Source organism: Desulfurococcus mucosus DSM 2162 (assembly GCF_000186365.1).
In the GTDB taxonomy this organism is placed as follows: Archaea; Thermoproteota; Thermoprotei_A; order Sulfolobales; family Desulfurococcaceae; genus Desulfurococcus; species Desulfurococcus mucosus.
This window is the reverse complement of record NC_014961.1, coordinates 1,093,569-1,106,280: the sequence shown is the minus strand read 5'-3', so window position 1 is coordinate 1,106,280 and position 12,712 is coordinate 1,093,569. Positions and strand designations below refer to the sequence as shown.

General features: G+C 52.6%; 13 protein-coding genes and 3 tRNA genes. 6 read left to right on the top strand and 10 right to left on the bottom strand.

Translation table 11 applies throughout. The features are described 5' to 3' along the window. Positions 1-37: 37 nt before the first annotated feature. Entirely contained in the window at positions 38-1,375 is a 1,338-nt protein-coding gene (gene rbcL, locus DESMU_RS05810; protein WP_013562663.1) for a type III ribulose-bisphosphate carboxylase, read from the bottom strand. Between the two features lie 117 nt (positions 1,376-1,492). Here rbcL and DESMU_RS05805 point away from each other — a divergent pair, with 117 nt between their 5' ends. Next, entirely contained in the window at positions 1,493-1,981 is a 489-nt protein-coding gene (locus tag DESMU_RS05805) for an archease (protein ID WP_245526426.1), read from the top strand. Here the strand turns inward: DESMU_RS05805 and DESMU_RS05800 are convergent. Beyond that, positions 1,978-2,535: an archaemetzincin family Zn-dependent metalloprotease gene (locus DESMU_RS05800; protein ID WP_013562661.1), complete on the bottom strand. Its 558-nt coding sequence runs from the start codon at positions 2,533-2,535 to the stop codon at positions 1,978-1,980. The two genes, DESMU_RS05805 and DESMU_RS05800, sit on opposite strands and share 4 nt — an antisense overlap. A gap of 65 nt (positions 2,536-2,600) precedes the next feature. Continuing rightward, positions 2,601-2,673 (bottom strand) — tRNA-Phe (locus DESMU_RS05795). A gap of 97 nt (positions 2,674-2,770) precedes the next feature. Here DESMU_RS05795 and DESMU_RS05790 point away from each other — a divergent pair. The 3 genes from DESMU_RS05790 to DESMU_RS05780 are packed head-to-tail and all read left to right on the top strand — an operon-like array spanning position 2,771 to position 5,405. Next, positions 2,771-3,466, top strand: a complete 696-nt coding sequence (locus DESMU_RS05790) for a nucleotidyltransferase family protein (RefSeq protein ID WP_013562660.1) — start codon at positions 2,771-2,773, stop codon at positions 3,464-3,466. Positions 3,467-3,482: 16 nt separating this feature from the next. After that, positions 3,483-4,037, top strand: coding sequence for a dCTP deaminase (dcd, locus tag DESMU_RS05785; protein WP_013562659.1), 555 nt, complete (start codon positions 3,483-3,485; stop codon positions 4,035-4,037). A gap of 12 nt (positions 4,038-4,049) precedes the next feature. Then, complete coding sequence (locus DESMU_RS05780; RefSeq protein WP_013562658.1) at positions 4,050-5,405, top strand: hypothetical protein; 1,356 nt, start codon at positions 4,050-4,052, stop codon at positions 5,403-5,405. An 18-nt stretch (positions 5,406-5,423) separates the two neighbouring features. Here the strand turns inward: DESMU_RS05780 and DESMU_RS05775 are convergent. Next, a tRNA-Glu gene (locus DESMU_RS05775) sits at positions 5,424-5,529 on the bottom strand. A 102-nt stretch (positions 5,530-5,631) separates the two neighbouring features. Here DESMU_RS05775 and DESMU_RS05770 point away from each other — a divergent pair. Then, a complete protein-coding gene (locus DESMU_RS05770) occupies positions 5,632-6,636 on the top strand; it encodes a zinc-dependent alcohol dehydrogenase family protein (protein WP_013562657.1) in 1,005 nt (334 codons plus the stop codon). A gap of 9 nt (positions 6,637-6,645) precedes the next feature. Here the strand turns inward: DESMU_RS05770 and DESMU_RS07205 are convergent, their stop codons facing one another. Genes DESMU_RS07205 through DESMU_RS05750 form a run of 6 tightly spaced genes read right to left on the bottom strand, consistent with a single transcriptional unit; the run spans position 6,646 to position 12,381 of the window. Beyond that, positions 6,646-6,816, bottom strand: coding sequence for a hypothetical protein (locus tag DESMU_RS07205; protein ID WP_154657794.1), 171 nt, complete (start codon positions 6,814-6,816; stop codon positions 6,646-6,648). A 21-nt stretch (positions 6,817-6,837) separates the two neighbouring features. Beyond that, the gene (locus DESMU_RS05765) at positions 6,838-8,085 is read right to left on the bottom strand and encodes an RNA-guided endonuclease InsQ/TnpB family protein (RefSeq protein ID WP_013562656.1); all 1,248 of its coding nucleotides are present in this window, start codon (positions 8,083-8,085) and stop codon (positions 6,838-6,840) included. Continuing rightward, complete coding sequence (locus DESMU_RS05760) at positions 8,078-8,716, bottom strand: IS607 family transposase (RefSeq protein ID WP_013562655.1); 639 nt, start codon at positions 8,714-8,716, stop codon at positions 8,078-8,080. The genes DESMU_RS05765 and DESMU_RS05760 overlap by 8 nt, the downstream gene beginning before the upstream one ends. 53 nt (positions 8,717-8,769) lie before the next feature. Then, entirely contained in the window at positions 8,770-8,937 is a 168-nt protein-coding gene (locus DESMU_RS07115) for a PDDEXK family nuclease (RefSeq protein ID WP_148222880.1), read from the bottom strand. Beyond that, entirely contained in the window at positions 8,918-9,277 is a 360-nt protein-coding gene (locus tag DESMU_RS05755) for a hypothetical protein (RefSeq protein WP_013562654.1), read from the bottom strand. Before DESMU_RS05755 ends, DESMU_RS07115 begins: the two co-directional genes overlap by 20 nt. Continuing rightward, positions 9,274-12,381 (bottom strand): DEAD/DEAH box helicase, encoded by a 3,108-nt coding sequence (locus DESMU_RS05750; RefSeq protein WP_013562653.1) that lies wholly within the window; start codon positions 12,379-12,381, stop codon positions 9,274-9,276. Before DESMU_RS05750 ends, DESMU_RS05755 begins: the two co-directional genes overlap by 4 nt. Before the next feature lie 246 nt (positions 12,382-12,627). On the opposite strand from DESMU_RS05750, the gene DESMU_RS05745 reads away from it, so the two are divergent. Then, positions 12,628-12,703, top strand: a tRNA-Gly gene (locus DESMU_RS05745). Positions 12,704-12,712 lie beyond the last annotated feature (9 nt).

Sequence of the window (12,712 nt, the reverse complement as noted above, 5' to 3'; positions counted from 1 at the left end):
ATCCCCGCCTTGAAAGGCGAGGCTTTCGGTTGTAAGGTTAGATTGGTTTCACGAAGCCCCATTTCTCAATAGCCCTGGCCAGCTCTCTATGTGTTTTCATGTACTCGTCTAGCGGGATGCCCTTTGATATTGCTTCCAGTGCCTGTCTGACTGCTAGTGCACCGGCTCTCGGCCCGTCTGGGTGGCCTATTACACCGCCTCCTATCTGCAATACTATGTTTGACCCTAGTGCCTCTATCACTGGCTGTATGTTACCGGGGTGGAGGCCGCCTGATGAGACCGGCATAGCGGGCTTAATATGGTGCATCGGCTGCTCTAGGTGGAACTGGTCGTCTTGATCCGGCTTGAAGTGGTTCTCCCTCAGTATCCTGGCGTACCTTATGACGTCGATTTTCCCGCCTTCAAGCTTGCCTGCTCCCGCTGTACCTATGTGTAGTTGATCTATGCCTATAATCCTGTAGAGCTTCGCTAACACGTACATTGAGATACCGTGGTAGGGGTTCCTGGTGAATGCAGCATGCATTGCTCTGTGTCCATGTATGGCGAGCCCGTATTCCTCTGCGATATCCCTGATGTATGTGAGGGCACTCCAACCAGTGATCACAACGTCGACCATGACATACGGGTTCCCGTAGTCGGCAACCAGCCTCAGCCTCTTCTCCATTTCACGTATATCTGAGGTAATATTGGCGAACCAAGCCTTCCTCTCCCCTGTCTCCTTCTCAACCTTGTCGATAACCCTCATTATGGCCTTGGCCCTTGCCTCGAACCTGCAGAAGCTGGGGCTGGTTAGGTTTTCATCGTCCTTCACATAGTCTAATCCACCGCTCAACAGTTCGAAGGCCAGTTTCTCAACCTCATCCGGGGAGTATCCTTCCTTGGGTTTAGGCACTGTGCCAACTATGGGTCTATCGCTCACCTTGAATATCTCCTTTACGCCTGCTACACCCTTGCTGGGACCCTTGAAGGATTCCAGGAATTTCCTCGGCAGGTAGATGTCTTCGAGCCTTAATGCTTCAACACGCTTCATACCGAAGATATTCCCCGCTATCGAGGCGAGGAGGCCGGGGATGTTGCCTTCCTCGAACAGTTCCACGGGGTATGCTATCCTAACTATCCATGATCCATCGCCGAGATCCCTGAAGAAGTATGCCTTACCGCTCAACCTCCTAACCCTTGTCACATCGTACCAGCTGTAGAGGCTTGTCCATGTGCCGGTGCTGCTTTCAGCAGCGACGCCGCCGGCTGCATCCTCTATCGTGAACCCTGGTGCTGGTTTAACCCTGAAAACCGCCACGACATCGTTGTCTGGATCCGGGTTGTAATCCCTGTTCACATATTCATGGTAGGTCTCGAAGTCGAACTTGCTGCTCATGCATGCTTCACCCAGGTGTTGTCTCTTCTAATATTCCCTGCACACCCTAATAACGGTTAAAGGAGCTCGCCATCCGTTGCAGGGAGTGTTTAAAGGAATGTTGACAATGTACCTAACATGGTGGCAACGGGGCAGGTGTGCATGGAGGAGGTTATTTACTCGAGGAATGGTAGATTCGACTTCCTCGAGCACACTGGCGACATATATGTGAGGGCCTATGGCGGTAACATACTCGAGCTCTTCGAGAACGCTGGCCTCGCGTTATTTGACTCTATGACGAATATAGATGGAGTTAACTGTGTCGTTGAACGAGACCTCCTCGTTGAGGGATTCGACCTTGAGAACCTCCTGTATAGGTGGCTTGAGGAACTCCTAGTGCTCTACTATAGTGAGAGATTAATGTGCGGCTGGATACGTGTCGACGCTGTTTCAGTTGAGAGACACGGGGATGGATTCACCTATAGGCTTAAAGCCAGGGTTTCCTGTGAGGAATTTGATCCATCTAGGCACGAGGCAAGGGTCGAAGTGAAGTCCCCCACGTATAGCTTGATGAGGATATTGAAGGATGAGGATAAGTGGATTGCATACTTCGTCCTAGACATTTAACCCTTAAGCCTGCGTGAGCACTCGTTGCAGAAGTACCTTGTCTTAGCGTCGACTTCAACTATGCTGTTGCTGAAGTTCATGACGCATCCAGGGCTCCTGCAGTGATCTAGGCCGAGGACGTGTCCTAGCTCGTGTACAGCCTCTTTGACAAGCCTCTCGAAGTACAGGTTGAAGTCAGGCGGGGACCCATAGAACTCCTGTCTAAGCCTCTTCGAGAAAACTATGGCTGCCGATAGATTCGGCATAGCTTCACCGAACACGAAGTTTAATCCCTCCTCATACCCATCGAGGAAGCCCAGCCCGAGTACAGGAGTGCTTCTCTCAACCCCTGAGAGCTGGAGTGTGGAGCGCAGGTACTCGATGAGGCATTGGGCACGGTACTGTTTCCTCTCCCAGTTGAAGCACTTGATCGGCGGCTTCAACACCTCGCTCCATACAACCACCTCCGCCTCGACACCTGCTCTCCTAAGGGACTCAGCGAGCGACTCCTTTAAGGCGTCGAGGTATTCGAGCACGCCGTGGCTCGTGAAGGGGACGATGATGATCCTTTTCAAGGGGCACTACACCACCATGGATGAGAAACACTTGGCTAAGGAATATAAAGGCGTAGGGCACGCTATGCCGCCGCGGGGACTTGAACCCCGGGCATCCCGGTCTTCAGCCGGGCGCTCTCCCAGCTGAGCTACGGCGGCCTCAATACATACATAGTCTACGAGGGGTTTATTAGGTTTTCCCGCGTGCCCGAAGCATTTTTATCCCGGAGCCGGATAGGTAGTCACGGTGTCCAGGTTGCTCGCAGTGATCCTTGCAGGAGGCTACGGTAAGAGGCTGAGGCCGTTCACAGAGGATACGCCTAAGCCGATGGTGCCGGTTGGCGATAGACCGATCCTTGAGTGGCAGATAGAGTGGTTGAAGAGGTATGGGTTCAACGAGTTCGTGCTCCTAGTGGGCTACAAGAAGGAGAAGATAATTGAGCACATAGGTAGTGGAAGCAGGCTCGGGGTCAGGGTTACCTACGTAGTCGAGGATGAACCCCTCGGCACAGGTGGTGCTGTGAAGAACGCTGAGCACGTTCTCTCCAGGGACAACGCATTCCTAGTTGTCAACGGCGACATAATAACTAATCTAAACCCGTTGAGGCTCTTCGAAAAACTGGAGAAAGCAGGCTACCTCGGGGTCATAGCATCGATACCGTTGCCAAGCCCCTACGGGGTCCTGGAGATAGAGGGTGATGACAAGGTGAAGGGGTTCATTGAGAAACCCCAGTTAAGCGATTACTGGATCAACGCCGGAGTGTACGCGCTGACCCCGGACGCCTTAAAGTACTTCCCGGAGAGAGGAGACTTGGAGAAGACGGCTTTCCCAGCAATGGCTAGGGAGGGCCGCCTCGGGACGGTTCGGTACACAGGGGTGTTCTGGAAAGCTATAGACACCTTCAAGGAGCTGGAGGAGGCTTCAAAAGCTATACACGAGATATTCAAGTAGACTCATGGTGGGCGTGTTGATACTGAGCGACTGGGATATACGTGTCTACCTTGAGAAGAAACTACTCGTCATAGACCCCTTGTTCGAGGACACCGTGAGGGAGAACGGGGTCGACTTGAGGTTCGGTGAGGAGTTCTGTAGGTTCAGGAGGGGTGCACGCGTCGTTGACACCCTGAGAGACGGTGTGGACGACGTGTTGGAGTGTAGTAGGGTTGGCGGTGAAGGCTTCGTGGTGAACCCCCTTGAACACGTGTTGACAACGACGCTTGAATACGTTGAGTTCCCGAATGACCTGATAGGGCTGGTGAACCTGCGTAGTACTTTCGCCAGGTACGGGCTCTACATACCGCCCACTGTGATAGACGCCGGGTTTAAGGGGAATATAACCATAGAGCTCGTCGGTAGCACCATCCCGGTGAGGGTTTACCCCGGGCAGAGATTCCTCCACTTGATACTGGCTAGGACGAGTAGCCCTGTGTATAAACCGTACAGTGGGAAGTATCAGGGTCAGAGAGGGGTGACGCCGCCGAGGCTGGATGGTTCACACGCGGAGGGTGCACGCGTCCTCTAGGTTCAACGAAGGGTGGTTAAGCTGGCCCGTGGATCCGTTGAAGCCACGGGGAGGCTGGGCAGTGTAGTAATAGTGTTACTCCTCATCGTAGCCGGTGTAGCTGTGAGGGCGCCGTTCCTCTCGACTACCTGTGGAAGCGACGTGGTTCAGTTCGCGGGTTTCGCCGACACGTTTCTTCACCGCGGTTTCAGCTTCTATGAGTACAACTACTGGGAGGCACCGGGTAACAATTGGCCGTACCCGTGGAGATACATCTATGGACCCGTGCTCCTCTTCACGCTGGCTCCCCTGAGGCTGCTTGTAAGTGACCCTGTGAAGGTTGTCAGGGACACGGGGTTGAACATATATGTATCGCCATCATGGTGTGCAGCCGTTAAATCCGTGTTCACGGCCTTCGACATCCTAGTGGGGTTGCTGATATTTCTAATCGCCTGGAAAGCAATGCGGGTTGGCAGGGTTAGGTCTACGCTTGCATCACTACTGTACCTGCTGAACCCGATGACGATATATATCTCAGCGATCTACGGCATGTTCGATAACATCGCGCTATCACTCCTCCTTCTCGGGGCATACCTTTACATGTACAAGGGGCGTGAGCTCACAGGTTTATTCATCACAGGCCTATCTCTCTCAGTTAAGCAGACAATCCTGCCCCCGGTACTGGTCTTCCTAGTGGACGCCTTCAGGAGGCATGGGGCTTCAAGAGGCTTCCTCAACAGTATCCTAGCCGTTGCTGCCGGTGCTCTAGTACCCTTCACCCCGTTCATAGTGGCTAGCCCGCCCAGCCTAGCTCTACTGGTACAAGCGTTCGCCGAGACTTCGAGGCCGGGTTTCACCGAGCCACTCGTGTATAGTTTCAACGGCGTGTCAAGCCTGATCACCTTTATACGCAGGGAGAGCAATCTCTGGGTTATCGAATCCTGGTGGATTCCATTCACTGTGCTAACTGTTCTCACGCTCCTCACATACTACAGGAGGGGCGGGGATCTTCTCGCAGCAGCGTTCACCAGTTACGCGGTGTTCACGGCATCCTACTGGAGGGTGAACCACCAGTACCTAGTACCCTTGGTGGCAGCCATATCCCTGATCTTGGTAAGTGGGAAGTGGAGGGTTTTGAAACCTGTTTCACTATTCATCTACATATGGATAGGCCTGTGGCCCGTGGCATTCCCTACAAGCTGGTGGAGCCACGTCCACCTTGAAAACCCCGATGTAAACACATGGAGGCTCCTGGATTCACTGTCATTAATGATCTTTGACCCGGCTTTCTACGTAGCCTACTCCCTAGCCCTCACCCTAGGGCTCTACATCATGGTGACCGCATCACTGGTCTACTGGAGGGTTGATGAAGCCGGGTCGAGGACGTAATGTGCTAGACGGGTGGAGTGCCGCCGCCGGGATTTGAACCCGGGTTTCCCGCACCCTTTAAACGGACCTAGGGTGTCACGGGCTCGAGAGGCCCGCATACTTGACCGGGCTATACTACGGCGGCAACCTGGATATGATTACATATTGGACACGGTTTTTAAAGTGTTTCCGCTATTTAAACGGGTTCATTCATTAGGTAGTGGTGGATGCCGCCGGGTGCATGTAGTTGAAGGCGATGGTTCTATACTCCCCGTCCCCCATTGAGTCGAAGCCGCTTAGATACATGGATGTAGACAAGCCGAGCCCTGGCAGGGGCGAGGTATTGATAAGGGTTCACAAGTGCGGTGTATGCAGGACAGACCTCCATATTGTTGAAGGCGAGTTAAAGCCCGTGAAGCTCCCAGTGATACCGGGCCACCAGGTTGTGGGCGTGGTGGAGGAGGTTGGCGAGGGTGTTGAAGGGGTCTCCCCAGGGGAGAGGGTTGGGGTCCCATGGCTATACTACTCCTGCGGTGAATGCAGGTATTGTAGGAGAGGGCTTGAAAACCTCTGTGAGAACGCCTTGTTCACAGGGTATAGTGTTGACGGGGGTTACGCTGAGTACATGGTGGCTAAGGCCGGCTTCATACACAGGATCCCTGGTAGTATAGGTGACGAGCATGCCGCGCCATTAATGTGTGCCGGGGCAGTGGGCTACCGGTCGCTTAAGCTCACCGGGCTCCTCGGTCGAAGCGATGCAGTGCTCGGCTTATTCGGCTATGGGGCGGCTGCACACCTAGTGCTCCAGGTGGCTAGGAGGCTCGGGTTAAGGGTCTACGTGTTCACAAGCAGCAGGTGGAAGATAGAGAAGGCGCTTGAGAACGGGGCTGAATGGGCTGGTGGAACAAGCGAGGAGCCACCGCGTAAGCTTGACGCAGCGATAGTCTACGCGCCGGTTTCACAGGTCTTCATCGAGGCGTTAAGGAAGGTTGATAAGGGCGGTAGAGTTGTGTTAGCCGAGATATACATGACGCCGGTGGAGAGACTCGACTACAGCCTCCTATGGTATGAGAGGGAGGTTAAGAGCGTTGCCAACGTGACGAGGAGGGATGTACGCGAGTTCCTGGAGATCGCTGAGAAACACGGTGTGAAACCGGAGGTTAAGACATATGGGTTGAAAGAAGCCAACGAGGCCCTTGAGGAGTTGAAGAAGGGAGGCCACCTCGGCCAGATAGTCCTGGATATTGCTTGAGGAATCAGCTCACCTCTCCATGCACTTCTTCTTCAAGTCTACTGGGAGATCAGGGTTCTCCAGCACAATGCTGTTGCTGCATGCATCGAAGTATATTGAAATAGCCTTAAACACTACACCCATGGAGGCCGCCTCCTCCACGACTCCACCTATCTCCCCATCGATGCCGCAGTATAGCATGAATCCTTTAGCCGTTTGTCCCTAGATATTCATCCTCATCCATTTATGTTCGATCATATCTAGGGACTTTCTCCTCGCCCACGCCCTCATCGGTAGCCATGCTACCTCCGGTGTGGGTTCACTGGGCATGGGGCCGAACGGCACGCGGCCCTCCGCGAGTTTTTCCAAAGCTCTCCTCTCGATGTTCATCACCGCAGCAATGTCTCTCCCTCCTTCCCACCCGCAATGCAGGCAGAGGAGAGACCTCGGGGCATTGCCCCTCACCAGCCTCCCCCCGCACTGCGGGCAGGTGGAGGAAGTGCCTCTTGGGTTGACCTTTATGACTGGAATCCCCTTCTCTCTCGCTTTCTGCACGATTTCCCTAACCATGCTCCTAAAGCCGGCTCGGTATATTCTATCTCTAAGCTTTGGATCGTCCACGTCTTTAATCATGTCCTTCGGTGCTTCTCTAGGCAGATTTTCAACCGCAATTGCAACGCCTAACCTCTCTGCCTCTCTGACGATGAGACTAGCTACCTTCCTTCTAATGTCATTCTTCTTGTTAAACTCATTACGCTTCACCATGCGACTCGCATATCGATTTCCCTTCGTGGATTGTAGGATTTCTCTTCTGTTGTGGTAGCCCACGGTTATTTTTCTAATCCTCGTCTCAAGAATATATACTTTGTCTCCTGCCTTCACCGTCACGTTATTTTCATTAAGGTCTACGGCAATGACGCTCCTCGTCGGCCTTTCCTCCACCATCTTCTCAAAAACGAAGTATACGTAGGCTACCCTTCTCTTCTCGTCAAGTTTAAGGCGGATCTGCGTTCTCAACCGCCAACCGCTGTTAACGTACCTCCAAAACAGCTTGGTGGGCCAGAGCGGTATCATGATCCACCCTCTGTGCGTAGCCACCTTTATCGCTGTGTAGCCTTCTGACTTCCACAGGTGGTCGTCGAGCCAGATGCTTACCTTCCTCACCTCTGGCCCACCAGTCTTTGCTTTTCCCTTGCACTTCAACGCTAGAAAGCTCCTTACGCGCTGAGCGGCGTCTTGGCAAGCCGTATGTACATAGTGCGATGGGAGGCCTGGATACCTCTCCCTAAGTTCTCGATACTTCGCCTTCTTTAGCCCGGTGAATGACTTAACGCCGTGTTTGAAGCCGTACTCCACGAGATGGACAACGAACTCTCTGTACTTCTCCCCAAGCTCCCTTAGAGCGTTGAACTTCCGCCAACCCAGTCGCGAGCTGGGCACGATGACAGTTCGCGTTAGAAGGCTAGTCATGGCTGACCTCCTCTACGAGTTTTCTAAAACCTTCGATGAGCCTTTTCTTCTTGTGACTACGCATGCCGTATAGCTTGCCGGCAAATGATGCAATTATTGCTATCATGTCCTCTACTAGCTCTTGCATTGCGTCTTTGGGTTCTTCTCCGAAGGCAACCTCGATCCTAACGCCAAATTTCCTGAAGAAGTACTCCAAATATTCAAATCCAAATCGCGTCAGCCTGTCTTTATACGCAACGACTACGACATCTACCGATCTGTTCGTCACTAAGTCGAAAAGTCTTCTCAACACTCTCCGCTCTGTATTCAACCCACTAGCAATGTCTGTTAGGATTTCAACAACTCTATATCCTTTCGTCGCACAGTATTGAAACAAGTATTGCGTCTGTCTCTCCAAATCGTTCCGCTGATCGGCAGAGGAAACGCGAGCATATATGACGGCTCTAACCTCCTTCACCTCTGGTTTTAGACCTAGAAGTCTCTCGACCTCGCTGTACGGAATCCTGTACTTGCCGCCAACAGTCCTAATGGCCTTAATATGTCCCTCGCTAATCCACCTGCGAAGAGTGGAGTAGCTAACGCCGAGTATCCTACAAGTCTCACTAGGTCTTAACAATCTTTCGGAATCCATAACTATCAAAAAACATGAATAGTCTCAAAGCTTATAAACTTTTCTAGAAGACATCAAGATGAAAACAGCCCGGTTCTACCGGGTTCGAGGACGCCGGTGAGTCTGCCAGTGTTGTTTATGTGGGCTTCCATAGGTGTGCCGTTAACCTCTGTGAGCACGGTGAAACGGTTCACGCGCGTCAGTATCCTGCATTGAAGCAGCCTACCGGGGTTGAGCTTCATGATTGTTTTCAAACCGTAGCAGCCTCCTCAGGGTGTTCGCGGCTTCCCTTCTCCACGTGAAGAGGAGCACGAGTATAGTTATCTGCCCTACATCGGGTGAAATGCTTCCCCCTGCTGCAGCCTCCTCGAGTATGGTGAACGGGTACACGGCTATTCTCTCGTAGCGTGCCATCATGTAGAGCGCGGTGTAGTGGAGCACTATGAGCGCTATCGAGGAGGCTGTGAAGAAGATTTTAACGATCCCCTTTAACTCGAAGAGTGAGGAGACAGCGAGGAGCACTATTATAAGTAGTCCAGCCAGCATGCTGTACACGTATACGGCTTGATCCAGCATTATCATCGACTACCCCTCTTAGCTAGCTCGCTGAGGATCAGGTACTTGAGGTAGAGGATTTTAGCCTTACGCCTGGTGAAACCCTCTATCACCCCTGCTTGCTCACCATGGAGTCTCCCGGCTTCACGCACATTGTGAAACACTCTTAGGACTTCGGCTGGATCCACCTTCGGCTCATCGCTCACAGCACTAGTTACAGCCTCCTCTATGCTTGACGCGGTGACACCTAGTTTTCCAGCCTCCTTCGATACATCTATGACCTTAACGCTTGGATCCCCTAGTAGGCTGACTAGTTGGCGGAGGTTGGCTCTCTTAGCCTGCTGGATAACCATGTCCCTGTCCTCCACTAGGATCGTGTAGCCCTCGTACACCGCCTTCTCAGCTATATGTCTTTCAAGCTGTAGGAGTCTTGGAGGAGGCTTCACATAGGGTATTGGAGGATACAGCTCCACGGCTACGTCGTGACCGCCGCCATCGTAGACGCCGAGGGATACAAGTAGGCTGGGCTGCAGGGCTTCCTCGTCGAGTATCTCGCTGACTATGGAGAGCGAGAGGAGCTTTAACGCTGGAGAAGGCTTGGGGATCACGGCCTCTAAGCCGGCTAGCCTCACCTTTATCTTCTCCCTTGAGAGAATGTAATCTATGCATCTCAGTAGCTGCTGCCTGACGGGCTCCCAGTTGAACCCCATGGTTATAAGCGTTGAGTACGCTATGTCATCTATCTCGGAGAGAAGTATCCTGTCCAAGTCGTCGAACACGTATTCCTCAACAGTCTTCCTCACGTCAAGCCAGTTGAACGTGTTTATTAAGCCCGCTGCCTCGGGCTCGTGGAGGGAGAAGTATTTGTACTCGCCTATTTTTACAACATCATACATTATTGTCTCGAAGGCTATGCCGTAACGCCTCCTGAGAATAATCATTAATGTGGCGAGGGCCAGTCTCAGGAGCTCAGCGTTCTCCACGGGGTCCACGGTGTAAATGTATCCATATGTGAAATCCCTGTACTCGCCTCCCGTAGGCATCGGGACGTATATTGTCTTCTTATCATAGTAGACTATCGGGGATCCTCCACGGGTGATCACCCGGGGCTTCTCGGATCTAACGGTCCATATACATCTATCAGGGATCTTCCGGTATCTGCCGAAGCCGTTTTCGGGGACGTATACTACGCAGAGCTCCTCGCTGGTTATCCTACCACTCAGCAGATCCCTTACTAACTGGGGTTTCTCCCCCCAGTTCAGCTTCACATACCTGTACTCCTCAAGCGCCGTTGAGAGAGCGTCGTCAGCGTAGAAGTCGACCTCCCTTATATTCTTCTCAACTATGCTCTTCACATGCCTCGTGGTCCTACCGTGGTTTATTGCTACTACCAGCGCGTCTTCACCATAGTCTATGCACCCGGGCTGGAACTTTTCGACGAGGTCGCAGTGCCCTATGGGCTCTAAGGGTATGAGTTCTCCGCCTCTTTCAATATACCTTTTTATACCGTAGGGTGGTGCATACTCGTAGAAGTTCAGTCTTTCAAAAACAGTGTCAAGCATCCTTGGATTGACGCCCTGCTGCGTCAGCACGCCTGCTCTCCGTAGAGCCTCTTCCTCGAGGCTACTTAATTCAGCCTTAAACCAGGGGGACTTAAGCTTCACGATACCTGTGAATAAATGTATGTAGAGGTTTGAAGGATTGATCACGGTTTTCTCAACACCTAGCTCCAGCCATTTCCTCAAAGCTTCAAAACCGTTTGACAACAACTCCCTGTCCCAGCGTGAGAACGGGATTATCACCGATTCCGCGAAGCCGAGTTCCCTTCTCCTCCCCTTCCTTCCCTCCCGTTGATGAAACTCCCTTACATCGTCGGGTAGCCCGAGGTGTATCACCCTTGCAGCCTCACCTATGTCTATGCCCTGGGACAGTGTTCTAGGGGATATGAGGATCTTGATCCGGCCGCTCCTAGCAGCCTCCTCAACCTCCTCGCGCTTCTTCTTCGACACAAGATGGTGGTGTGTGGCAACCGGTATGTTCTCGCCATACCTGTTCCTCAGCTCCCTCAGGATTTCTTCAGCTGTGCTTATGCTCCTCGTGAACACTATCGTCAGGTATTCGTCCTCCATGAAGCCTGAGATTATTTCAGCAGCGTCGACACCGGGTTCAGGGAACTGGTAGCCGAGTGCCTCGAGGATTGAAAGTATCTTCAACGAGTTCTCCTTGAACCTCCTGAAATCGTTGACTATGTCACTGTACTCTTCGAGCTCCCTATGGTGTTCAAGGATCCTCCCCCACTCCTCCTTAATGGTCTTCCATAGGTGTTCAAGGTTTCTTCCAAGCACTATGTAATACCTGTTCTCGACCTGGAATGGTTTTCCATCGATAACCGAGTATTCTCGCCCAGTCTTCTCCTTTAGGAAGGCTCCTAGGTCGTCTGGGTTGGAGAGGGTCGCGGTTAGCACTGCTACCTGGGGAGGCTTTTCGCTCACAGTTGACAATACATCGGTCATTGCGAGCAGTAGTGCTATGCTTCTCGGACTATAGAAGTCTATTTCATCAATGACGAGGAGGTCTATGTTCTCGTAGAGGCTTGCAAGGAGAGCCGTCTGCTTCCTCACGAGATACTTCTTCAGGTCGTGTAGGATGAACGCTGGGTTAGAGACCACTACGCTTGCAGACCTAGCCCTCAGCCTCATAGCGGATCCCCCGTGCCGGCTCACGTACTCCCCTCGCTTAACACTGTCTATTTGGAATGGTTCATCGCCGAAGAGGGAGAGGTACCTGTTCATCCTTTTAACCTGGTCGTTTGCAAGCGCCAGGGTTGGATACAGGGCTAGAACCCTTATCCTGTGACCCTTCGACAACTCGTCTAGGACGTAGAGCATCCATGCCTCTGTTTTCCCGCTTCCCGTTCCAGCCTTCAATATCACGTTTCTCCCTTCTCTCAACGCTTGGAACGCCCTGTATTGGTGCGCGTAGAGCCTGCAGCCGCCTATGGGTAGTGAGGCCAGCTGCGGGATCAAATCGGCGAACCTGAGATCTACGAGTTCGGGTTCAACGGGCTCCTTAACAAGCTCTACGAAGCCGTATCCTTTACCTGAGAGCACGTCTCTCGCGGAAACCCTCATACAGCTGACACCAGGCCTACACCTCGGGTTTGATTCCACACGAGGGAGCACTCAGTGTTTCCGGCTCTCATCACAGCCCTGCTCATGAGACCCTCTTATCATCATCAAGCCACAGTATGACTCTAAGGGTTTTAATCCCTGCATACAGCAGCAACAATTACTCCTGTAGCGATCCCGGCGACATCCTTCAGGGTCAGACCCTGAAGTTTTATAAGTGGAGGCAGCCTGATTATTTTGAGCATGGATGCGGCGGTCGTCTAGCCTGGACTAGGACGCCGGCCCTCCAAGCCGGAGATCCCGGGTTCAAATCCCGGCCGCCGCACCTTTTCAA